The 21,698-nt window shown below is 69.1% G+C and carries 19 protein-coding genes and 6 pseudogenes; 10 read left to right on the top strand and 15 right to left on the bottom strand.

The window, feature by feature from the left end; genetic code table 11:
- Positions 1 to 241 precede the first annotated feature (241 nt).
- The 5 genes from ACZ4WH_RS39480 to ACZ4WH_RS39460 all read right to left on the bottom strand — a co-directional run bounded on the left by ACZ4WH_RS39480 (position 242) and on the right by ACZ4WH_RS39460 (position 5,572).
- Entirely contained in the window at positions 242 to 1,096 is an 855-nt protein-coding gene (locus ACZ4WH_RS39480; protein ID WP_468190080.1) for a S1 family peptidase, read from the bottom strand.
- Between the two features lie 253 nt (positions 1,097 to 1,349).
- On the bottom strand, positions 1,350 to 2,279 hold the full coding sequence (locus ACZ4WH_RS39475) for an aldo/keto reductase (protein WP_468190078.1): 930 nt from the start codon (positions 2,277 to 2,279) through the stop codon (positions 1,350 to 1,352).
- A 238-nt stretch (positions 2,280 to 2,517) separates the two neighbouring features.
- Positions 2,518 to 3,984, bottom strand: a complete 1,467-nt coding sequence (locus ACZ4WH_RS39470; RefSeq protein ID WP_468190076.1) for a catalase — start codon at positions 3,982 to 3,984, stop codon at positions 2,518 to 2,520.
- Complete coding sequence (locus ACZ4WH_RS39465) at positions 3,954 to 4,454, bottom strand: Fur family transcriptional regulator (protein ID WP_468190074.1); 501 nt, start codon at positions 4,452 to 4,454, stop codon at positions 3,954 to 3,956. Before ACZ4WH_RS39465 ends, ACZ4WH_RS39470 begins: the two co-directional genes overlap by 31 nt.
- A gap of 836 nt (positions 4,455 to 5,290) precedes the next feature.
- The gene (locus ACZ4WH_RS39460; protein ID WP_468190072.1) at positions 5,291 to 5,572 is read right to left on the bottom strand and encodes a hypothetical protein; all 282 of its coding nucleotides are present in this window, start codon (positions 5,570 to 5,572) and stop codon (positions 5,291 to 5,293) included.
- A gap of 309 nt (positions 5,573 to 5,881) precedes the next feature.
- Here ACZ4WH_RS39460 and ACZ4WH_RS39455 point away from each other — a divergent pair, with 309 nt between their 5' ends.
- Positions 5,882 to 6,118, top strand: a complete 237-nt coding sequence (locus ACZ4WH_RS39455; protein WP_468190070.1) for a hypothetical protein — start codon at positions 5,882 to 5,884, stop codon at positions 6,116 to 6,118.
- A gap of 556 nt (positions 6,119 to 6,674) precedes the next feature.
- Here ACZ4WH_RS39455 and ACZ4WH_RS39450 read toward each other — a convergent pair.
- Positions 6,675 to 6,887, bottom strand: a complete 213-nt coding sequence (locus ACZ4WH_RS39450) for a hypothetical protein (RefSeq protein WP_468190068.1) — start codon at positions 6,885 to 6,887, stop codon at positions 6,675 to 6,677.
- A gap of 133 nt (positions 6,888 to 7,020) precedes the next feature.
- Between ACZ4WH_RS39450 and ACZ4WH_RS39445 the strand changes: the two are divergent.
- Positions 7,021 to 7,125 (top strand): annotated as a pseudogene (locus ACZ4WH_RS39445) (transposase); the annotation flags it as partial.
- A 259-nt stretch (positions 7,126 to 7,384) separates the two neighbouring features.
- Entirely contained in the window at positions 7,385 to 8,203 is an 819-nt protein-coding gene (locus ACZ4WH_RS39440; protein ID WP_468190066.1) for an enoyl-CoA hydratase/isomerase family protein, read from the top strand.
- A 345-nt stretch (positions 8,204 to 8,548) separates the two neighbouring features.
- On the opposite strand, the pseudogene ACZ4WH_RS39435 reads toward ACZ4WH_RS39440, so the two are convergent.
- A pseudogene (locus ACZ4WH_RS39435) lies at positions 8,549 to 9,243 on the bottom strand (IS5 family transposase).
- Here ACZ4WH_RS39435 and ACZ4WH_RS39430 point away from each other — a divergent pair.
- Both ACZ4WH_RS39430 and ACZ4WH_RS39425 read left to right on the top strand, forming a co-directional pair.
- On the top strand, positions 9,242 to 9,394 hold the full coding sequence (locus tag ACZ4WH_RS39430; RefSeq protein ID WP_468190103.1) for a hypothetical protein: 153 nt from the start codon (positions 9,242 to 9,244) through the stop codon (positions 9,392 to 9,394). The pseudogene ACZ4WH_RS39435 and the gene ACZ4WH_RS39430 sit on opposite strands and share 2 nt — an antisense overlap.
- 96 nt (positions 9,395 to 9,490) lie before the next feature.
- Entirely contained in the window at positions 9,491 to 10,216 is a 726-nt protein-coding gene (locus ACZ4WH_RS39425) for a hypothetical protein (RefSeq protein WP_468190064.1), read from the top strand.
- A gap of 161 nt (positions 10,217 to 10,377) precedes the next feature.
- Here ACZ4WH_RS39425 and ACZ4WH_RS39420 read toward each other — a convergent pair whose 3' ends face one another.
- Complete coding sequence (locus ACZ4WH_RS39420) at positions 10,378 to 11,292, bottom strand: NmrA family NAD(P)-binding protein (RefSeq protein WP_468190062.1); 915 nt, start codon at positions 11,290 to 11,292, stop codon at positions 10,378 to 10,380.
- A 102-nt stretch (positions 11,293 to 11,394) separates the two neighbouring features.
- On the opposite strand from ACZ4WH_RS39420, the gene ACZ4WH_RS39415 reads away from it, so the two are divergent.
- Together ACZ4WH_RS39415 and ACZ4WH_RS39410 are read left to right on the top strand one after the other, a co-directional pair.
- Positions 11,395 to 12,027, top strand: coding sequence for a TetR/AcrR family transcriptional regulator (locus tag ACZ4WH_RS39415; protein WP_468190060.1), 633 nt, complete (start codon positions 11,395 to 11,397; stop codon positions 12,025 to 12,027).
- Positions 12,028 to 12,291: 264 nt separating this feature from the next.
- Complete coding sequence (locus ACZ4WH_RS39410) at positions 12,292 to 13,134, top strand: IS5 family transposase (RefSeq protein ID WP_468190101.1); 843 nt, start codon at positions 12,292 to 12,294, stop codon at positions 13,132 to 13,134.
- A gap of 128 nt (positions 13,135 to 13,262) precedes the next feature.
- Here the strand turns inward: ACZ4WH_RS39410 and ACZ4WH_RS39405 are convergent.
- A pseudogene (locus ACZ4WH_RS39405) lies at positions 13,263 to 13,979 on the bottom strand (SDR family oxidoreductase).
- A 71-nt stretch (positions 13,980 to 14,050) separates the two neighbouring features.
- Between ACZ4WH_RS39405 and ACZ4WH_RS39400 the strand changes: the two are divergent.
- Positions 14,051 to 14,869, top strand: coding sequence for a helix-turn-helix transcriptional regulator (locus ACZ4WH_RS39400; RefSeq protein WP_468190058.1), 819 nt, complete (start codon positions 14,051 to 14,053; stop codon positions 14,867 to 14,869).
- 116 nt (positions 14,870 to 14,985) lie between these two features.
- Here the strand turns inward: ACZ4WH_RS39400 and ACZ4WH_RS39395 are convergent.
- Positions 14,986 to 15,450 (bottom strand): annotated as a pseudogene (locus ACZ4WH_RS39395) (IS5 family transposase); the annotation flags it as partial.
- A 641-nt stretch (positions 15,451 to 16,091) separates the two neighbouring features.
- On the opposite strand from ACZ4WH_RS39395, the gene ACZ4WH_RS39390 reads away from it, so the two are divergent.
- On the top strand, positions 16,092 to 17,126 hold the full coding sequence (locus ACZ4WH_RS39390; RefSeq protein ID WP_468190056.1) for a ketopantoate reductase family protein: 1,035 nt from the start codon (positions 16,092 to 16,094) through the stop codon (positions 17,124 to 17,126).
- A 174-nt stretch (positions 17,127 to 17,300) separates the two neighbouring features.
- Here the strand turns inward: ACZ4WH_RS39390 and ACZ4WH_RS39385 are convergent.
- From ACZ4WH_RS39385 to ACZ4WH_RS39365, 5 genes and pseudogenes are all read right to left on the bottom strand, one after another.
- Positions 17,301 to 17,633 (bottom strand): annotated as a pseudogene (locus ACZ4WH_RS39385) (2-oxo acid dehydrogenase subunit E2).
- A complete protein-coding gene (locus ACZ4WH_RS39380; RefSeq protein ID WP_468190054.1) occupies positions 17,630 to 18,403 on the bottom strand; it encodes a 2-oxo acid dehydrogenase subunit E2 in 774 nt (257 codons plus the stop codon). Before ACZ4WH_RS39380 ends, ACZ4WH_RS39385 begins: the two are co-directional and overlap by 4 nt.
- Positions 18,381 to 18,593: pseudogene (locus tag ACZ4WH_RS39375) on the bottom strand (biotin/lipoyl-containing protein); the annotation flags it as partial. The pseudogene ACZ4WH_RS39375 and the gene ACZ4WH_RS39380, both read right to left, overlap by 23 nt.
- A 31-nt stretch (positions 18,594 to 18,624) precedes the next feature.
- Positions 18,625 to 19,458, bottom strand: coding sequence for an alpha-ketoacid dehydrogenase subunit beta (locus ACZ4WH_RS39370; RefSeq protein WP_468190052.1), 834 nt, complete (start codon positions 19,456 to 19,458; stop codon positions 18,625 to 18,627).
- Between the two features lie 79 nt (positions 19,459 to 19,537).
- Positions 19,538 to 20,323, bottom strand: coding sequence for a helix-turn-helix domain-containing protein (locus ACZ4WH_RS39365; protein WP_468190050.1), 786 nt, complete (start codon positions 20,321 to 20,323; stop codon positions 19,538 to 19,540).
- A 195-nt stretch (positions 20,324 to 20,518) separates the two neighbouring features.
- On the opposite strand from ACZ4WH_RS39365, the gene ACZ4WH_RS39360 reads away from it, so the two are divergent.
- Positions 20,519 to 21,595, top strand: coding sequence for an SDR family oxidoreductase (locus ACZ4WH_RS39360; protein WP_468190048.1), 1,077 nt, complete (start codon positions 20,519 to 20,521; stop codon positions 21,593 to 21,595).
- The last annotated feature ends 103 nt before the right edge of the window (positions 21,596 to 21,698 follow it).

The following is a 21,698-nucleotide window of genomic DNA, read 5'->3' as shown; positions in this document are numbered from 1 at the left end:
GTCGAAGTCGGGCAGTGCCCTTGACCGCCCCGCCCGGCATCGTCGTCATCGTGCTCGCGTGGTTCTGGCGGCATGGCGAGCCTCGCCTCGGCCTGCGTTCACCGGCACACTGGCGCGTCCGAGGCGGCGGCGCCCAGTGCGGTGCACGGGGGTGCCGCCGTCGATCGGCAACCGCGTCAGGGATCCACCAGCTCCACCACGCCCGGAACGGCAGGGAGGCGCGGTGCTCCTGTGCACTGGCTCAGAGGAGGCTGACCCCGTAGACGCTCAGCGCCTCGGTGACCGGCTGGAAGAACGTGGTGCCGCCCGAGGTGCAGTCACCGCTGCCGCCGGAGGTGAGGCCGATGGCCTTGTTTCCGTCGTAGAGCGGGCCGCCGGAGTCGCCGTGCTCGGCGCACACCGTGGTCTGGATCAGACCGTAGACTGTGCCGCCGCCCTGGCTGTAGCGGACGGTGGCGTTCAGCGCGGTGACCGTGCCGGAGTGCACCCCGGTGGTGACGCCGTCGCGAGTGACCGTCTCGCCCACGTAGGCGTTCGCGGCGGTGTATCCGCCGGAGTGGCTGAGCGAAGTGTTGTCGTAGCGGACCAGGGCGTAGTCGTCTCCGGGGAAGCTGTATCCGACGTTGCTGCCGATGAGGGTGTTGCGGTTCTGGTCTGCGTACCAGGTGCTGACGTCCTTGGCGCAGTGGCCGGCCGTCAGGAAGTAGTAGGTGCCGTTCTTGACCACGTTGAAGCCGAGCGAGCAGGTGTACAGCCAGGGGCCGCCGACGCCGTAGACAGGATCGCCGGGATCCAGCTTCGGGCTGAACGTGCCGGTGGTTCGCTCGACGCGCACGGCGTCCCCGTAGCGTGCCGCCGTCTGCTTGAGCGTGGCGAGGTCGGCGCGCGAGACCGTGCTGTCGGCGGTCACGAGCAGCCCGCCCCGCTTGTCATAGCCCCAGGAGATGCCGTCGATTCCCGACGCGTCCACGGCCGCTGCGGCGCTCCTGGCCTGCCGGGCGGGGCTCGGGGAAGCCTGCGCAGGCGCTCCGACGGCGCCGGCGACGATCAGGACCGACGCTATCGCGGTGGCGAAGGTGGTGCGCTTGAACCTCAAGGCGGCCTCCTCAGGCACAGCAAGGTCTGGCGATCAGAGCCACGACAATTAGATCGTGTCCCTGACAAGTTGATGACTGAAGTATTCCGGTTAGCTCCCCCCAGGCACAAGAGCCCGTAACGAACCGATCAATTAACGCAGTTGGTGGGCCGCGGAAGCCCGGGGAACGCCTGTGTGGACACGCAATCGTCAGATCGTGCCGCACCACGAAGTGGATCCTGACACCTCAGGATCCACTCGCCGCACACCCTAGCTAGGGCACGATGTGGCCGGCCGCGCGGAAGAGGCGATACCACTCCTCGCGGGTCAACGGGAGCTCCGAGCCCGCTGCCGACTCGGCCACCCGACCAGGGTTGGTCGTCCCGAGCACCACCTGCATGTTCGCCGGATGACGAGTGATCCACGCGACGGCGATCCCGGTCGGAGTCACCTCGTACTTCGCGGCCAACTCATCGAGAGCGGCGTTCAGTTCCGCGTAGTTCTCGAGGTCGCCGATGAAGACCCCGTCGAAGAACCCCTTCTGGAACGGCGACCACGCCTGGAGGGTCATTCCCCGGAGGCGTGAATAGTCGAGCAGGCCGTTGTCGCGGTCGACCGACTGGCCGAGACCCGCCATGTTGGCGGCGATTCCGGAGGCGATCATCGGGCAGTGGGTGATGCTCAACTGCACCTGGTTGGCCACGAGCGGCTGGCGCACCGCCGTCTTGAGCAGTTCGATCTGTCCCGGCGTGTGGTTGGACACGCCGAAGTTCACGACTTTCCCTGCCGAGTGGAGTTCGTCGAAGGCTGCTGCCACTTCCTCCGGCTCCACGAGGGTGTCGGGACGGTGCAGCAGGAGCACGTCGAGGTACTCGGTTCGCAGGGCCGCCAGCGACTCGTCGACGGTACGCACGATGTGCTCTTTGGAGAAGTCGAAGAAGCCGGGCCTGATGCCGACCTTGCTCTGGATGACGATCGACTCCCGCTCCGCGGCGGAGAGTTTGACGGCCTGCCCGAACCGCGCTTCGCACGCGTGGCGAGTGGGGCCGTAGATGTCCGCGTGGTCGAAGGCGTTGATCCCGGCGTCCCGGGCGCTGCCGTAGAGAGCGCGGATGTCGTCGTCCGAGAGGTCGGCGATGCGCATCAGCCCCAGGACGACGTTCGATGCCCGTATCTGGGTCTGGGGAAAGGAGATCATCTTCATGGGACCATCCTGTCCGTTCGTGCTGAGGGAGCGCCAGTGACCCGTAGGAGGTCGTGGACCCGATCCCTTCCACTGACTCGGTGGTGAGTACCGTCCCTTGGGCGCGCCGGTCGCGGCCACGCCCACGACGTCTGCCGGGACCAGTGCCGCGACCGAAACCTGCCTCGCATGGACGCCTTCGGCCTGCCCCTCGAGGTCGCCAAGGGCAGGCCGGGACAGGTGTCGGTCCGGTGACGACTCAGAGCGCGCCGACGGCCTCGCAGGACTTCCGCACACCTTCGCCGTAGGCGGGATCCGCCTTGGTGCAGTTCTCGATGTGCCGCGACACCGTCGCCTTTTGTGCGCCCTTGATGGCACGTGCGGTGTTGTCGAACAGAGCCTGCTGCTCTTCCGCGGTCATCAGTCGGAACAGGTCACCGGGCTGGGTGAAGTAGTCGTCGTCGTCCTCGCGGAAATCGAAGCGATCAGCTGTCGAGCCGATGGCCAGGGCGGGGTCGGCGTAACCCGGCTGCTCGGCCCACCGGCCGAAGTTGTTGGGCTCGACGCCCGGGACGCTGCCTTGGTTGCCGTCGACGCGCATCGTCCCGTCGCGGTGATACGTGTTGACCAGTCTGGCACCACGCGGATAGTTGACCGGGATCTGGTGATGGTTGACGCCGAGCCGGTAGCGTGCGGCGTCGCCGTAGGAGAACAGCCGGCCCTGCAGCATCTTGTCCGGGCTGTAGGAGATGCCGGGGACGAGGTTGGCCGGAGTGAAGGCGGCCTGCTCGACGTCGGCGAAGTAGTTGTCCGGGTTGCGGTTGAGCTCGAATTCCCCGACCTCGATGAGCGGGTAGTCCTTCTTGCTCCAGACCTTGGTGAGGTCGAAGGGGTGGAATCGATAGGTCGCCGCGTCGGCCTCGGGCATGACCTGTACGTAGAGGGTCCACTTCGGGAAATCGCCGCGTTCGATGGCCTCGTACAGGTCCCGCTGGTGCGATTCGCGGTCCTGGGCGATGACGTTCGCCGCCTCCTCGTCCGTCAGGTTCTCGACGCCCTGCTGGGTACGGAAGTGGAACTTGACCCAGTGTCGTTCACCGGCGGCGTTGATCAGGCTGAAGGTGTGCGAGCCGAAACCATGCATGTGGCGGTAGGACTTGGGGATCCCACGGTCACTCATGACGATGGTGACCTGGTGCAGCGCCTCAGGGAGGTTGGTCCAGAATCCCCAGTTGTTCTCGGCGTCGCGGAGGTTGGTGCGAGGGTCCCGCTTGACCGCGCGGTTGAGGTCGGGGAACTTGAGGGGGTCGCGGTGGAAGAAGACCGGTGTGTTGTTGCCGACCACGTCCCAGTTGCCTTCCTCCGTGTAGAAGCGCACCGCGAAACCGCGGATGTCGCGCTCCGCGTCGGCGGCACCCCGCTCGCCCGCGACGGTGGAGAACCGGGCGAACATCTCGCATTCGTTGCCGACCTCGCTGAAGATCGCCGCCTTGGTGTAGTGAGAGATGTCGTGCGTGACCCGGAACGTGCCGAACGCTCCGGACCCCTTCGCGTGCATGCGCCGCTCGGGGATGACCTCGCGGTCGAAGTGGGCGAGCTTCTCGATGAGCCACAGGTCCTGCAGCAGCAGCGGGCCACGGGCGCCGGCGCTCATGCTGTTCTGGTTGTCCGTGACGGGTGCTCCCGCCGCCGTGGTCAGCGGTTTGGTGTTTTCCTCGAAGGCCATTTCGGCTCCTTGACGGTGGTGGGCGGCGTGTTCGAGTCGCGTTGTGGCTCGACGGAGTCGGCGCAGGAAAGGCACACGCCCCAGAAGACCACTTCGGCTTCCTGTACGACGAAGCCGTCAGTGGCTGACGGTGTCAGGCAGGACTGTCCTCCAACGGCGCAGTCGGTGTCGGCGACGGCACCACAAGTGCGGCACACGACATGGTGGTGGTTGTCACCGGTGCGTAGCTCGAAGAGAGCGGGTGAACCGGCCGGCTGGAACTTGCGCACGATTCCGACCTCGCTCAGTGCCGCCAGCACGTCATAGACGGCCTGGAGCGACACCGTCCCGATCCCCTCTCGTACGGTTCGAGCGACGAACCCGGCGTCGGAGTGCGGGTGCTGTTCCAGTACCTGGAGCACGGCGGTGCGCTGTGCCGTGACGCGAAGGGACGCATCCCGCAGTCGTGCCGCTGGGTCTGTGCCGGCCATCAAACACCACCTCACTGGTTCCGTAGCCGGTCCGCCGGCCGTGGCTCCGGCGCGCTCGGGCGCTCGCGAGCCGACGGGCTACGGTCATGCCGACCGGGCGGTGCTCTCGATCGTCTCGACGAGGACGGACCTGCCGAAGTGCTCGTAGAACGCCGATGACCATCCCTGTGACGATCTCGGGGGCGATACGGGTCTCTTGCCAACTTGACTCGCTCAAGTGTTGGGGTGGTTCGGGGCTTGTGGCCACCGCGTCTACGGACGGCCAGCCCACAGATTCGGACACGCGTGGTGTTGTCCGCCAAGGTCTCGCACCCACCCGCCAGCCGCTCGGCCGAGCGGGAAACGGCTCGGCGCAGCAGTTCCTGCATTGAACGCGGCCAGGAAGCTCGACTGGTCCCGCTGTGTGGTCGACTTCTTCAGCACCACCGGGTGCGGTTGGTCCGACACACCTGCCTCGTTCCAGACGGCCAGGCACCGCCAGCAGGTCTTGCCCGAGCCAAAGCCAGCTCCTGGGGCAGATGACACCGCGGTCGGCCCACCGCCAGTTCCGGACCTGGCTTGGGCAGCAACGGCTTGGTCAACGACCACAGTTCGCGCATGTGAGCCCGGGGCGACCACTTCCGATCGCGGCCATGGACCGCAAACGGGCCGCTTGAGCAGCGTACTGCGCCGTCCTGGCAGCCCCAGGAACAGGATCGCAATGCGCTTTTGCAGGTCAAGAGAGTCGGAGCCGTCAGTCTTGGTCTCTTTGTAGCGACTCCACGAAGCATCCGGCAGCCGCAACGAGGGTGGCCCCCGCCGTGATGGCGAGGGGTCATGCCGGTAAGGGATGACGGTCAGCCGGTCTGGCCGGTGTGCCAGGGGTGACCTTTGTCGACCATGCCGTCGGAGGCCCAGCAGAACAGCGGGAACCCGAGGGCGTGAAGCGCCTTGCGGGCTTCCACGATGTCCGGCTTCTCACCGGTGACGTCTTGGACGAGGTCGCGGACGTAGTGGAGTGTGACACCGACAAGGACGTACCAGCTTCCCGGCAGCCCGGTGGTGTGGTGGAGGGGGATGCGCCGGGAGGCAGCTGCCTCGACCTGCTCGCGGGTGAGCGCGCTCAGCGTGATAGTCATTACCCCTGCTGGAATTCGGCATGCATTGAAATGGCGTGCTGATGGTACCGATGCGCCCGCGCTCCGGGTGTGCTCGGACGATCTCGGTGTGGGCAGCAGTGGTCATGGCGCCACGCCGTCCCGGAGCGAAGGTGACCAAGCCCTACTCGCGGCGGAGAAGTTTGCGGCCGGTCGCGGCGCACACCAGGAGAAGGAGGGAGGGTCGCTACGCCGAGACCGACCACGGGCACGGTCAGGCCGACATAGGCCGCGAGGAAAAGACCCGCGAGTGCCTCTCCGTGTTTGTCCGGAGAAGCCAGGCCGACCACGATGGGCAACGGTCCCCTTGAAGAGTACGCCGGCCCCGGCACCGGCCAGGACGCCACCGACCAAGAACAGCGCGAGGTTGGGCACCCACACGCCGACGGTCAGGGCGATGAGACCGGTACCCATGAGGCTGAGACCGAGGGCAAGCTGCCTTTGGACGCCGGCGCGTCGCAGCACTATCTGGGTGCCGCCCGCCGCTCCGAACACGAGTGCCGCGACGATGCCGGCCAGAGCATGTGAGGATGGTGCAGAGTGCCGGCGAGAAAGCGAGGAGCGAGCGCGCCGAACAGGCCGAGCACCGCGTAGGCGGCGAAGGACGCCGTGAGTGAGGCGAAGAACGCGGGCCGGTCCTCCGGGGGCGGCCGAGATGCGCTGCGGCCTGTACGCGGGGCGCTCCGCCTTGAGTTGCACCGTCTCGGGCACGAGCGCTACGCCGAGCGTGCTGAGGACCACCAGTACGAGAAAGACGATGTAGGGGGGTCCGCGGCGGGCTGCTGACATACTCGGCGAGGAGTCCGGAGGAGTGCGTACCGAGGGCGAAGCCTCCCAGGTTCGCCGCGGTCGACGCAAGGTCGGAGTGGTTTCCCGACTCCGCGCGCAGGCGCGCCGTCCGCCCGGCACCCCCCGAGCGAGCGCCGACCGGTGAGCCGCGCGCCGTTGAGGTCACGTTGGGCACCCGGGTCCCCGGCGAGACGGCACGGTTCGGTCCCGTGGACGTCCCGCGCCTCCACGCGCGGTCCGCAGGCCACGAGCAGAGTTTTCCTGGGGCTCTTCGGCTGGAGAAGGGCGGACGGGGTCAGGGGAAGACGATGACCCTGCGCCCGCGGGCGGTGCCGGCGGCCATCGCGTCGAGGGTGGCCGGGGCGTCGTCCAGCGTGATCGGCGCGATGTCGGGGAGGATGCCGTGCGCGGCGGAGAAAGCGAGGGCGTCGCGCAGGTCGTGCGGGGAGCCGGACGGGTTGGCGGCCACGTGCAGGCGGTTGAGGACCATGGGCTGGGTCGGCAGCACGAGGGGTTCCGGACCGTAGCCGCACAGCAGCAGGGTGCCGTCGGGAGCGAGCCCGACTACTGTAGGGCGTGTCTCTTTTGATGGGTTGATCAGTTGATCGGATGGGCCTGTCCGATTAGTGATCACTGATGCGATGTGGGGCCGGATCGAGCCGCTGATGCCGGCCGATCCGGTCCGCGGGTGGCGATGGGCCGATCACCGCCGCACCCTTGAGGCCATCGCGTGGAAGCACCGCACCCCTGGGGGCGAGGCACACCGCGGCGCCGGAGGCGGCAGGGCCGATGGCGATCACCTGTACCCAGTGGCGTCCATCCGGCGCAGTCCGCGGACCGGTGCACCATCTGCGGCCAGCCGCTGACCACAGAATGGACCGCGAGGACCCGGCCGGCACCTGCGGGCCTCCCCTATACCTCGCCTCCGTCGCATGACCTGGTCGTCAGGCGGGGTCAGCTCAAAACCGAGGAGACGGACCCGTGAGGCAATGGACCCACTTCTCCGTGACCGCCGAGACCAGGCGTCTGTGGAGGATCACGTTCGACAGTCCGCCCATCAACCTCGTCAGCCCGGAAATGATGTCAGAACTGCCGGAGCTGATCGACCAGATGGACGCCCAGCCACAGTTGCGGGTCGCCGTGTTCGAGTCGGCGAATCCCGACTACTTCCTGAACCACTACGACACCTCCCGGGTCGCCGAGACCCCCAAGGCACTGAGCGAAAGCGGATACCCGCTGCTGGTCGACGCCACCACCCGCCTGTCCCGCCTGCCCGTCGTCTCCATCGCGAAGGTCCGCGGACGGGTCAGGGGCGTCGGCAGCGAGCTGATCCAGGCGATGGACATGCGTTTCGCCAGTGAACGCGCGCTGTTCTGCCAGCCCGAGACCGCCAACGGCAACCTGCCCGGCGGAGGCGGCCTTGAACATCTGCCACTGCTCCTCGGCCGCGCACGCGCGCTGGAGGTGGCCCTGTCCAGCGACGACTACCCGGGTGAGCTGGCCGAGCGGTACGGCTGGGTCAACCGCACCGTCCGCGACGGCGAACTCGACGCGCTCGTCGACACCCTCGCCCGCCGGATCGCCTCCTTCGACAGAGAATCGATCGCAGCGGTCAAGCAACAAATCAACCGGTACACACTGCCGTCCGCAGAGGATCTGAAGTCCTCCTACGAGATCTACTTCAACTCCTTCGGCTGGCCCGGGTCCAAGCGCAGGCTACCGGCCGCGCTCGCCGCAGGACGCAATCAGCCGGGCGACTACGAAATGCGCCTGGGCTACCACCTCGGACGCCAACCAGAAGAAGACACACAGGGAAGCTCGTGAACTGGACCGGCCACGGCAAGACGGGCTTCGGCATCGTCACCGGAGGCGGCCCGAGCGACGGGTACGCCATCGACACCGCCGGCTTCCACCCGAACCGGGCCAGCGTCGACGAGGTGCTGCGGTCCGGGGCGCTGAACGAACTGCCGGAGGGCGGACGGGCGCACGTCGGATGTCGCGCTGGCCGCGGTGAACATCGCCCCACCGGTCCTCCCGGTGGGCCTACCGGCGCCAGGGTGCCGCCTTGGAGAAGCTGGCCCCGGCGGTGGTCTCTGCGTGGGAGCGGGGAAAGCGGGGAGCGATGTGCGGCTCAGGGCGTTCGGGGCAGGCTAGGTTCTGTGTCTCTGGTCAGCGTCGGGTCCAGATGAGGATGCCGGCGAGGTGGAGTGCGGCCTGGTAGGCGATGGCGAGTTTGTCGGTCCGTGTGGCCAGGCCGCGCCACTGCTTGAGGCGATTGATGCACCGCCCCACGGTGTTCCGCTGTTTGTAGGCATCGCGGGTGAAGCCGGGCGGGCGGCCACCGTGGCGGCCTCGTCATAGCCGGTGGCCGATCTGGTCGGAGGGCTGCGGGACGAAGGGTCGGGTTCGCGGCCTGCCCGGACCGCTTCGAGGCACGCGGATGCGGGCCGTCACCGTCTCGAAGACGGGGGCGTCACCGGCTTGTCCGGCGGTGACGGTGAAGGCCAGAGGTCGTGCACCGCCGTCGGCGGCCAGGTGGACCTTCGTGCTCAACCCGCCACGAGAGCGTCCGAGTGCGTGATCGGTGGGCTCGCCGGAGCAGGTCGCCCCTTTTTACGTGCTCCGGCGGCGTGCTGGTGGGCCCGGGCGACCGTGAAGTCCACCAATACCGTCCAGTCGATGTCGTCGGCGGCATCCCCTGCTGCCAGGACGGCGGCGAGGATCTTCTCCCAGGTGCCTTCGACGGCCCACGCGTGATCGGCCCATCGCCGCCCGCGGACCGGATCGGCCGGCATCAGCGGCTCGATCCGGCTCCACATCGCATCAGTGATCACGCACAAGATGGGGATCGCCACCTTCGTCATGCGCAACAAGCAGTACCTGACCGCGCTGCACGCGGAGGACAAGGCGCTGGTGTTGCAGACGCTGCACTGGGCGGATGAGGTGCGTGACCCGGGCCAGGAGCTGCCCGAGCTGCCCTCCGGCCGGGCAGGGCGGGGCAAGCAGCTGGTGTGATGGGCGTGTGCGAGGCGACCGTGCGTTCCACCCGCCGGGCCGCCAAGTGCCGCCTGTCCGCGGACCTGGGACTGCAGTTCGGCGAGGACACCGACGATGAGGCGTGAGACCCCGATGCGTCCCCACCAGCCGCGCACCCTAGAAGAAGCCCTCGACCGAGCCCGCATCCGCAAAGGCGCCTACACCCGCGCCCACCGTGAGGCCTCCCGCCGCCGCATCGCCGACCAGCTACGCGAACTGCACTGCATGAAGGCCCTGACCGGCCCCGCACCCGGACAGCGCACCCCTTACCAGCCACTGATGCTGCACGAGCGGGCCGGACACGACCTGCGCGCGCTGTGCCAGAGCGTCATCCACGACGACGAGGCCGCCCGCCGCATCGCACGCTTCGACGCCTGCCGCGACCCTGGCGGCGCCCTCGCCTTCGCTTGCCTCCTGCTCCTGGCCGACTACGAGGAGGGCGCGCAGTTCTGGCTCCAGTACGCCGCCGGCGGCGGCCAGGCCACCGGTGCGGTGTGTCTGCACCTTCTCCATCTGCACTCCGGGGAGTGGCGTGACGCGAAGTACTGGGCGGAGCAGATCACTGTTCTGGAGGAGGGGCCCTGCCAGTACGCGCCCGTCGCTCACGAGGTCCTCGACACCACCCTCGGGCCCGGAGGCGTGACCGTCCACCTCGACCTTCCCGACGATGTCGCCGCCGTACCGGAGGAAGCGGTCAGGGACGCCGTCGACGACCTGGCCGTCGACACGCTCGACGGCCTGGCCGTCCCACAGCCAAGCCCGGATCTGGCCCACCAACTGGAAGACCTCGTCGCCCACTGAGGCCGCAGGTTCGACCACTCCCGGGCGGGCAACAGCGCACGCCGTACTGCGCTGTCCGCCCGGGCGGTGAGGCGCGTATCTCACGGTACGCGATGATCACTTGTTGCCGCGCGGTCATGGGGCACAACGACGCCCGCGTCGCACGAGCTCCACCGCAGCTGTCAGGAGAGCTGGTCGAGCAGTTCCTGGCGGTGCGCGGTGGCCCATGAGCCGAGGTGGATCGGCTCCCGGCCGAGCAGGTCCTGGACCGTGCTGGTGGTGACCGCGGAGTAGTCGAAGCGGCCCTCGTAGGTCTGTCGCACCCAGATCAGTGTGCTGGCCGCGTACGCGGCGTCCATGTCGGCGGGCGCGGTGTCCAGACCGGCATCGATCATGCGTTGCAGGTCGTCGGGGGTCAGGACCAGCGCGGGGATCTCCCGTCCGAGGGCGGCGGTGAGGACCTCGGCCACCTCGACGCCGTTGAGGAGATCGGCGGACAGGTAGTAGTCCTTGTCCGCATGTGTGTCGGGGCCTTCGGCCAGGACCTTGGCCACGACCGCTGCGATGTCGTCGCCGGCGATCCAGCCGACCCGCTTGTCGCCCATCGGCCACACCATCTGGCCGTCGCGCAGCCGGTTGATGCCCAGCAGGTTCTCCATGAACACGTGCGGATGCACATTCGCCCAGGCCAGCTCGGAGCCGGCGATGTAGCGCTCCACCAGTTCGTGCCAGGCGAAGTGCGGGTCGGTGGAGCGTTTGTCGCTGAACACGCCCAGGTGGACCAGGAAGCCGACGCCGGCCTTTTCGGCGGCGTCCACCAGCGTCTTGGTCTGGTGGGTCATCGCCGAGGTGTAGCCGGTCATCAGGAATACCCGGTCGATGCCCTCCAGTGCGCCGGGGAACGTGTCGGGGTCGTCGAGATCGATGTGGACGGCTTCCTTCCCCTCCTTGATCCACTGCTCGACGGTCGTCTCGCTGCGTGAGGCCCGCACCGGGACCGCTTGACCGGGTGTCTCCTCCAGGGCCTTCGCGACCGCTGATCCGGTGCGTCCGGTGGCCCCGAGGACCAGCACTCGCGAGGTGTCTGTGTTCCGCATCTATCGCTCCTTGAGCATGACGAAAGTAATCACTTTCGTATGGAGCGATAGTCATCGCTGTCGTATGCTCTGTCAAGCCGACGCGAGACCGGAGGAAGAACCGTGCGGACCTGGGCCGAGAGCGACCCCAAAGCGCGCCTGATGGCGCGCAAGCGCGAGGCGATCATCAGCGCTGCCCTCGCGGCCTTCCTCGAAGAGGGGTACGGCGGAAGCTCGGTCAACCGGATCGCCGCGAGCGCGGGCGTGTCCATCACCACGCTGTACCGGCACTTCGACAGCAAGGACGATCTCTTCGTCGCCGTCATCCAGGAGGCATGCGAGACTTCCGCGCAGACCGCAGACCCGCAATGGCTGAACCTGCCGCCCCTGGAGGGTCTGACGGAAGCGGGCTGCGAGCTTCTCCGACACATCCTGTCCGAGCAGCAGTTGGCACTGTTCACGGTGGTGGCGCGGGACGCGCGGCGCTTCCCCGAGCTCGGCCGCCGCTACCAGCAGGAGATCCTCGGAGACCGCGTAGCCCTGTTCACGCGGTACCTGTCCCACTGGCCGGCGAAGCTGCGTTCCAAGGTCAGCGACCCCACCCGGGCCGCCCACGTCTTCTCCGCCCTCCTCCAGGCGGAGATCGTGGACACCGCCCTGCTCGGCGGACCGGTCCCCGGCCCGGCGGCCATACGACTTCGCGCCCAGGAGGCCGCGAACGACCTGCTGGCCCTCGCCGAAGCCGGGCGGCTCTAGTGTCCTGAGGTGCTGGTCAGGGCCGTGGTGCCAGGCCAGGCGATCAGAGCGCCGCGGTCCTCCACAGCGAGTTTGGCCAGGTTGTGATTCAGGCGCGTCTTTACCGTCGACTCGCTGGTCACGAGATCGCGGGCCGCCTGACGGTGGTTGAGGCCGGCCGTCTTAGAGCTCGCGCAGATAGGCGGCATGGGGAGCCCCGGCATGGAGGTAGGCCAGGTCCCGGTGATCATGGAGTTGCGACGCTCTGTGACCACTGGGAGACCTGTGCCCGTTCTTCCTTCATGGCTGACCGACCCGCTGTGGGACCAATTCGCGGCGTTGTTGCCCAAGCATTCTACGATCGATCCGTCCCACCCGTTGGGTTGCCACCGCCGCCGTATCAGCGACCGGATCGTGTTCGACAAACTGCTGCAGTTCCTGCGGTTCGGCTGCTCCTACCAGGCGATCTCCGACACGACCTGCTCGGCGACCACCATCCGCAACCGCCGCGATGAGTGGAAACGACTCGGCGTCTTTGCCCGGCTCAAACGGATCGCGCTCGAGTCCTACGACCCGATTGTCGGGCTCGTGCTCGACCAGATCGCTGTCGATGGCGCCATCACCAAGGCCCCCGGCGGCGGCGAGGTGGCCGGACACTCACCCGTCGACCGCGGCAAACAGGGCCTGAAACACTCCAGTATGACGGATGGGTATGGGATCCCGCTCGGCAGGGTTCTCGCCGGAGCGAACCGCCACGACTCCCCGCTATTGGCTCCGACCCTGGACCGGCTGGCGGACCTGGGACCGCTGCCCGACGACATCACCGTGCACCTGGATGCCGGCTACGACTCGGACAAGACCCGCACCGAACTCACCACCCGCGGCCTGCATGGCCGCATCGCACACAAGGGCGAGAAGGCACCGATCCAGGCGAGCCAGCGGTGGCACGTCGAACGCACCCACGCCTGGCAGAACGCCTTCCACCGCCTCGCCCGCTGCCACGAGCGCCGCGCGACCGTCATCCACGCTTTCTTCGACCTCGCCGACACCGTCATCGCGGTCCGTAGCCTGATCCGCCGGGCCTGGACGACCCACCGGTGGGACGACCGCCCGAACCGCCGCTCATGAGCGCGCACCTGTCTGCGCAGCCTTTGCGCTGCTGCCAAGCACGCTTCGGCCCGAGGAGGACCGCCGCTCTGGGAATACGCTTCTTGGGGCGTGCGAGTCAATGCCGTCGCCTGGGAGCTCAGCGCCGCTCACCAGGGCACGGGCGTTCCGTCCCAGGAGAAGAAGGCACCGGTGGGACCGTCGTCTGGCAGCAGGGCCAGGCGGGCGGCTCCCTGGGCGGCCTCGGCCGGGTCGTCGCCGGCAGCGGCGGCCAGCGGGTTGAGGTCGGTGGCCCGCATGCCGGGGGCGAGCGCGTTGACCTTGAAGCCGTCCTCGGCCAGCGTCTGGGCGTATAGGACGGTGAGGGCGTTGAGGGCGGCCTTGGACGACCGGTAGGCGGCGGCGCCACCGCTTCCCGGGGCGAACTAGGGGTTGGGGTTCGTGCTCCAGGTCAGCGATGCGGTGCCACTGGAGATGTTGACGATGCGCGGATGCGGGGACCGGCGCAGGGCGGGCAGGAAGGCATTGGTCACCGCCACCACTCCGAAGATGTTGGTCTCGTATGTGCGCCGAAACTCCTCGACGCTCGTGTCGGCCGGTGGGGCGAGTGAGGGTGAGATCCCGGCGTTGTTGACCAGCACATCCAGACGGTCCACCTGGGTCGCGGCCCGTGCGATGCCGTCAAGATCTGTCACGTCGAGGACCAGCAGGCGGGCGCCTGCGCCGATCTCCTCGACGGCTCGCTGTCCGAGCCCGCGGTTGCGTGAGCCCACGTACACGGTGAGGCCCTCGGCGGCGAGGAGCCGGGCGATGTGCTTGCCGATGCCCTTGTTGGCACCGGTGACAAGAGCTGTGCGATCGTTCATGGCAACTACCGTTCCCTGGCTGTGGGCGCCCTGCCAGGGACAACCTGTACCAGGCAGTGAGAGGAAGCGGCATGGCACGGCAAGAGCTGGCCCGCTTCCTGCGGGACCGCCGGGCGGGCATGCGTCCACACGAGATCGGCCTGACGGCGACGGGCACCCATCGCCGGACACCAGGCCTGCGCCGCGAAGAGGTGGCGGAACTCGCCCACATGTCGGTCGACTACTACACGCGGCTGGAGCAGGCCCGGGGCCCGCGGCCGTCCACCCGGATCCTGGACGCGTTGTCCCAGGCACTACGGCTCACGCCGGCCGAGCGCAGCCACCTGTTCCGCCTGGCGGGATCGAGCGCGCCGCCCGGCATCAGCGCCGTGCGGCGGGTACGCCCGCATGTGGCCCGGATGCTGGAGCGGCTGCCGGAGACCGGTGCCATCGTCACTGATGCGGCGTACGGAGTCGTCGCCTGGAACCCCCTGGCCCAGGCACTGCTCGGCGGCGGCGATCTCGGAGACGGGAGGACGAACCTGGCCCGGCGCCGCTTCCTTGGCCAGGGGCGGATGTACGAGAGCTCCAGCGCTGAGGAGTTCGGGCACATTGTGGTGGCGCGGCTGCGACGGGCCGCCGACCGCTACCCGCATGACCCGCAGCTGACCGCTCTGCTGGCCGAACTGCACACCGGCAGCGAGGAGTTCCGACAGATATGGCAAACGCGTCCGGTCCACGCCCCCGGGCACCGCACCAAGATCCTCGATCACCCGGAGATCGGCACGCTGCGGTTGAACTGTGACGTCCTGCTCGTGCCCGAGGATGACCAGGAAGTCGTCCTGATCACGGCCGACCCCGGATCACCTGCCGCGCGGACCCTGCACAGGCTGGCCAGGCAGGCGACCTGAAACATCAGACTGGCACAGGCCTCGCCAGCGGTTACAGAGCGTCGCAACTACATGATCACTGGGGCCTGTGCCCACCTACTTTCCACGCCGCCTATCTGCGCGGGCTCTAACAACGGCTAACACAATGAGTTCAGTTGTCGGTGGGTGATCAGGCAGCAGGCCAGTTTGAGGGATGCTTCGTGGATGTCTGCTCGTCGTTCCCAGCGCACGCGCAGCCGGCGGAAGCCGTGGAGCCAGGCAAAGGTCCGCTCGACCACCCACCGGTAGACGCCGAGTCCGGAGCCGTGCTCGGTGCCGCGCCGTGCGATGGCGGGCATAATGCCGCGGGCGCGGACCTGATTGCGGTAGCGGTCGTGGTCGTAGCCGCGGTCGGCGTAGAGCGTGACCGCTCTGCGGCGTGGCCGGCCGACCCGGCCGCGGACGGGCGGGACGGCATCCAGCAGGGGCAGGAGCTGGGTGACGTCGTTGCGGTTGCCGCCGGTCAGGATGACGGCGAGCGGGGTGCCGTGTCCGTCGGTGATCAGGTGGTGTTTGGAGCCGGCCCGGCCCCTGTCGACCGGCGACGGTCCCGTCGCGAGCCCCCTTTTAGCGTCTGCTCACGCAGCCGCTCCGGTCGCGTGTCGATGGTGCGGGGATTCCTCGGTTGGAGAGAGGCAATTCCGCGCGGTGGGCCAGGTGAGCAGCTTCGGCGCACACCGTTAACCTCTGCCGAACAGGGGATTGCCTTCGCCGGCCCGGAAGAGGGAGACACCATGATCCGGCGCATTGTCGCGTTCAAGCGGGTCGCCAAGGATGCGGCCGGGACCGACCGGGCATGCCGCACGATCAGGCGGGAGATGGAGTCCCTGACCGGTCTCGTCCCCGGCATCGGCGCACTTGCACGTCGGGATCGGGGAGGGACGGGTCGGCGGACGCCGGAACGCCGTTCTCGTCAGCGATTTTCCGTCCCGCGAGGCGCTCAAGTGCCAGAGCCACGCCGACACGTGCGGGTCGCCACCGCTATCAGTCCCCTGACAGCGGACCGTGTGCTGGTCGACTACCGACTTTCCCGACTCCGGCGGGCGGTGGCCGCCGGAGTCGTTACGGCGGCTCGAGGCCTTGACCCGTGTCTTGTGTTCACCGGCATTGTCACTCTTCAACTGTTCACCTACGATGAACGCTCTCGGGCTGTGGTGGTGGTTACGCAGCGAGGACGGCAGCGCCGGGTCGAGAGGATCGAGAAATGACGTCGCCGAAGATAGCGGTACTGGGCACCGGGGCGAACGGGGCCGGCATCGGGGCCAACCTGGTGCAGGCCGGCCTCGATGTCACGTTCATCGAGCAGTGGCCGGAGAACGTCGAGGCTCTTCGCGAGCATGGCGTACGCGTCGAGATTCCCGGCTTCCCGCCCACCGCCACCCCGGTCCGGGCAGTCAACCTGTGCGAGGTGGCCACCCTGCACGATCGCTTCGACGTGGTGTTCGTGCTGGTCAAGGCCTACGACACCCGGTGGGCCTGCGAGTTGGTGAAGCCGTACCTTGCCCCCGATGCCGTGGTCATCGGGCTGCAGAACGGAATGACCGTCGACGCGATGGCCGACATCGTCGGCGTGGACCGGACGCTTGGCAGCGTGATCGAGTGCTCGGCCGCGATGTACCGGGCCGGAGTGGTGGAGCGGCACACGCCGCCGTCGGGTTCGTGGTTCGCGCTCGGCGGCCTGAGTCCGGCGGCGCACGAGCAGGCCGCCTCCGTCGCGGAACTGCTCGGCCACGCCGGCACGGTGGAGGTGGTCGACGACATCCGCTCGGCGAAGTGGATGAAGCTCGTCGTCAACACGGCCGAGCTGGTCCCGTCGGCCATTCTCGACCTGCCGCTGCTGGAGGCCGCTGAGCTCCCGGGTGTGCGGGAGTTCATGCTCCGCGCCGGCCGCGAGGCGATACGCACCGCTGTCGCGCTCGGCCACCGGCCGGTCCCTATCTTCGGCCTCAACGACGTGGACGCCTCCGACCCCGACGGCTTCGCGGACGCACTGTTCGATGCCATCTGCACCAGGTTCATGCTGCCGCACAGCAGAACGACGGTGCTCCAGGACTGGATGAAGGGCAGGCACAGCGAGGTGGACGAGATCAACGGCCTGGTGGTCTCCTCGCAGGCCGCACTCGGCGGAACCTGCCCGGCGAACGCGCGGACCGTCGAACTGGCGCACCGGATCGAACGCGGCGAACTCACCGCCTCCCCCGACAACGCCCGGCTCCTGCTGGAGGCCACCGCCCTCTGACCCGTGCCGGTCCCCGGCCCGGTCCACCCCACCGTGGTCCGCCGCGCAGCGCCGCTCCGACACGGGGCGGCGCTCGCCCGTTTCCCGCTGCGTCCCGCGCGGTCACCTCGGGCGGGCAGCCCGGCCGCCCGTGACACACCGCGCCGGGGACCGTCGTCCCCGGCGCGGAACCGGTCAGACCAGCAGGCACAACGGCTGCTCCAAGGCGTCGACCAGGGCGGCCATCCAGCGGTCCGCCAGCGCGCCGTCGATCGCGAGGTGGTCCACGGAAAGAGTCAGCGGCAAACGGGTGGCTACGGCCAACTCACCGTCGACGACGACGGGTTCGGGGCGTCAGGCGCCGACGGCGAGGATCATGGACTGCGGAGGGTTGATGATCGCCGAGAACTCGTCGACGCCGTACATGCCGAGGTTGGTCACCGTCAGGGATCCGCCCTCCAGTTCGTCCTGGCGCAGTGTCCCGGTGTCGGCGCGTTCCGCGTACGCCTTGATCCGCCGGGCGATCACTCCGGGGGCGCAGCGGCGGCGTCCCGCAGCAGCGGGGTGACCAGGCCGCGCTCCGATGCGACGGCCACCGCGATGTCGGCGGTGGCGAACTTCAGCAGGTACTCACCGGTCCAGATGACGCTGGCCTCCGGTACGGCCTCGTGGGCGCACGCGGCGGCCTTGACCACGAGGTCGTTGACGGAGATCTTGCGCGGGGCGACCTCGTTGAGCTTGCCGCGCAGCGCGAGCAGTTCGTCGATGACGGCGGTGCGCCGCAGGTAGGAGTGCGGGAAGTCCTGCTTGCTCGCGGTCAGCCGGGCGGCGACCGCCCGGCGCAACCTGCTGTGCGGGATCCGCTCGGCGCCGCCGGGGGCGGCCGGTGTGGCTGCCACCGGTGCGGCAGCGGGCGCTGCCTGGTTCTGGGCCTGGGCCTCCTCGACGGCGCGTTCGGCGTCGCGGCGCACGATCCTGGCGTTCGGTCCGGTGCCGCGCACCTGGTCGAGGGTCAGCGCGGCCTCGCGCAGGATGCGGCGCGCGAGCGGACTGCTGAAGACCCGGCCGCGGTCGGCGGGCCCCCGGCGGGGACGGCCGGTTCCGGGGTCCCGGTGGGGACGGCGGGCGTTGCGGGAGTGACGGCCGGGGCGGGCTGGTCGGGTGCGGTCGTTGACGCCTCGCCGGTCGGGGGCCCGCAGGGGTGACGCCGAGGGCGGCCAGCAACTGGTCGGTGTCGGCGTCGCGTTCGGCCGGGTCGCCCAGCAGGGCCATCGGGGCGCCGACCTCGACAGTTGCACCGCCGGGCACCAGGGCGCGCAGCAGGACCGCGTCGGTCTCGGCCGCCACCTCCACCAAGGCCTTGCCGGTCTCCAGGGCGACGATGGGGTCGCCGGCGGCGAAGGCGTCGCTCTCCCGCACCAGCCACTCGGCCAGGACGGCTTCGGTCGCCCCCGCGGCGACCTCAGGCACGCGCAGCAGCGTTGCCATGTTCTTGCTCCTCGGGTCGGGGTCCGCGCGCTCAGGAAGCGGCGATGCGGCACAGGGCGTTGACGGCTTCCTCGGTGCGGGCGAAGTCCGCCCGCTCCAGGACCTTGCTGATACCCGGCGATGCCTTGCCACCGGTCACCCGCTCCACGGGGGCGTCCAGCCAGTCGAACAGGCGGCGCTGGATCTCGTCGGCGAGCCGGCCTCCGTAGGAGGTGCCCCGGGCGCCCTGTTCGACGATCAGTACGCGGTTGGTCTTGCGTACGCTGGCCTCGATGGTCTCCCAGTCGAGGCTGGCCGCGTCGAGCCAGCGCAGGTCGATCAGGTCGGCGGCGATCTCCGGGACCTGGTCGAGGGCCTCGGCGCGGTGGTTGACCATCGACAGGTAGGAGATGACGGTCAGGTCGTCGCCCTCGCGGCGCAGCGCGGCCTTGCCGACCGGGATGCGGTATTCGAGGTCGTCGACCGGGCCGGGGGCGGTGGAGGCGTACAGGTCGACGTGTTCGAGGACGACGACCGGGTCGTCGCAGGCCAGCGCGGTGTTCATCAGGTCGACGTAGTCGAACGGGTTGGAGGGGGCGACCACCCGCAGGCCGGGGGCGGTGGTCAGCACGCCGGCCGGGTCCATGGAGTGCTGGGAGCCGTAGCCGGTGCCGGCCGCCAGCTTGGAGCGCAGCACGAACGGTACGGCGCTGTGGCCGCCGAACATGTGGCGGGCCTTGGCTATCTGGTTGAACAACTGGTCGGCGGCGACCCACATGAAGTCGGCGTACACGAACTCCACGACCGGCCGGTAGCGGCCGTCGAGCGCCAAGGCGCTGCGCGACCGGGACATCCCGCTGGCCGAGCAGATCCTCTCCCTGCACATCCGCCGCACCCGCGAGGAGCTCTCCCGCCACCCCGAGGTCTTCGCCGAGGCATGACGTCCGAGGACCCTCCGGCGTCGGTCAGTGCTCGTGCGAGGCGTTGCGGCCGTGGACGAACCAGATCGCCTCCACGGGGACGTCGCCGGCGTTGGTCAGTCGGTGCGGAGTGGAGGAGTCGAAGGAGATGGACTCGCCGGCCCGGACCTCGTACCTCTCGAAGCCGAGGGAGATCTCCAGGGTGCCGCTGATGATGTAGCCGTACTCGACGCCGCCGTGCCGGGTGAGTTCGTGGTTGGCGACCGAACTGCCGCCGACGGCGTACCGGACGAAGAGGAAGTCGACGGCGGCCTCGCGGGTGGGCGACAGCTGTTCCCAAGTGACGCCGGAGTCCAGCACCAGACGGCGGCGCTGGTCCGCGGTGACGACGGGGCCCGGGCCGGGCGGGGCGGAGGGGGCGCCGAGTTCGGCCAGGGCGCCCTGCCGGCTGCCGGGACCTGGGCTGGCCGGAGTGGCGGTGTCCTGGACGGCGGTGTTCGGGGCGGGGGCGGGCTTGGGGGTGCCGGCCAACGCGAACAGCTCGTCGACGGAGATGTTCAGCTTGCTGCAGATGGAATAGAGGGTGGCGACCGAGGGCTGGGACTTGCCGTTCTCGATCTGGGAGACGAAGGAGGGTGAGACCCCGAGGTCGCGAGCGAACTGTCGCAGGGACAGGCCGGCCGCCTGCCGGAACTCGCGCAGCTGGCCGCCGACGTTCACGACGGCCTCACGGCGCTCCGGGGTGGAGGGCGCGGCGCTGTCCTCGCCGGAGGCGGCGGGGGGCCGACGTGGCGCTGTGGACGCCGCCGTGGAGCCGTTCGTGGATGGCAAGGTCTCTCCTTCGGTCCTGATCAGGGACTCGGTACGCACACGAGGAGCCACTGTAAGTGTTCAGTATACTCGAACGCCTCGACCCGAGAAACCCCTGTGCGTAGGCGTTTCACCGTGAGCGTTCACTGTTACTTGACACTCAGTGGAGCGGCTGGTCAAGCTACCGGGATCATCTGATGGAACTCGGAGGCGGGAATGACGGACGACTCACGCGCCCTGGTGGTCGGGGTCACCGGGATCGCGGGCAACAACGTGGCCCGGCGACTGGTGGAGGCCGGATGGCAGGTGGACGGCCTGTCGCGCGGCGGCGGGGCCCCGGTCCCGGGGGTGCGGCCGGTCAGGGCCGACGTGCTGGACGCGGCGGGCACCGCGCGGGCCCTGGAGGGGCTGCGCCCCACTCACCTGTTCTTCTGCACCTGGCAGCGACAGCCGACCGAGGCGGAGAACATCCAGGTCAACGGCACCATGCTCAAGAACGTGCTGGACCCGCTGGTGGCCGGCGGCAGCCTCAGGCACGCCGCCCTGGTGACCGGGCTCAAGCACTACCTGGGCCCGTTCGAGGCGTACGCGCGCACGCCGATGGAGACGCCGTTCCGCGAGGAGCAGCAGCGGCTGCCGGGTGAGAACTTCTACTACACCCAGGAGGACCTGCTCTTCGACGCGGCCGAGCGCGGCGGCTTCAACTGGTCGGTGCACCGCCCGCACACCATGATCGGCTGGGCGCTGGGCAACCTCATGAACATGGGCGTCACCCTCGCCGTCTACGGCGCGCTGTGCCGGGAGACGGGGGAGCCGTTCGTCTTCCCCGGCTCCCCGGAGCAGTACGACGGCATCACGGACCTGACCGACGCCCGACTGCTGGCCAAGCAGCTGGAGTGGGCCGCGACCACGCCGGAGGCGGCGAACCAGGCGTTCAACGTGGTCAACGGCGACGTGTTCCGCTGGCGGCAGCTGTGGCCGGCGGTGGCGGCCGGGCTGGGCCTGGAGCCGGCGCCGTATCCGGGGCACGCACAGCCGCTGGAGCAGCGGTTCGCGGACGCCTGGCCGGTGTGGGAGCGAATCACCGAGAAGTACGGGTTGGTGCCGCACGAGCTGGGCAGGATCGCGTCCTGGTGGCACACCGACGGTGACCTGGGGCGGCAGACCGAGACGTTCGCCGACATGACCAAGAGCCGCACGTTCGGCTTCACCGGCTTCACCGACTCGCGCCGGTCCTTCCTGGACCTGTTCGAGGATCTGCGGCGGGAGCGGATCGTGCCCCCGCTGGACTGAGCCGGGACACAACGGGGGCGGGGGGGGGGGGGGGGGGGGGGGGGGGGGGGGGGGGGGGGGGGGGGGGGGGGGCGGCGCCGCGGATGAGGCGAGCCGCGACCAG

The organism is Streptomyces sp. NPDC029138, from assembly GCF_055564375.1.
Note: the sequence above shows the minus strand (reverse complement) of the source record. Positions and strands in the feature narration are given on the sequence as shown.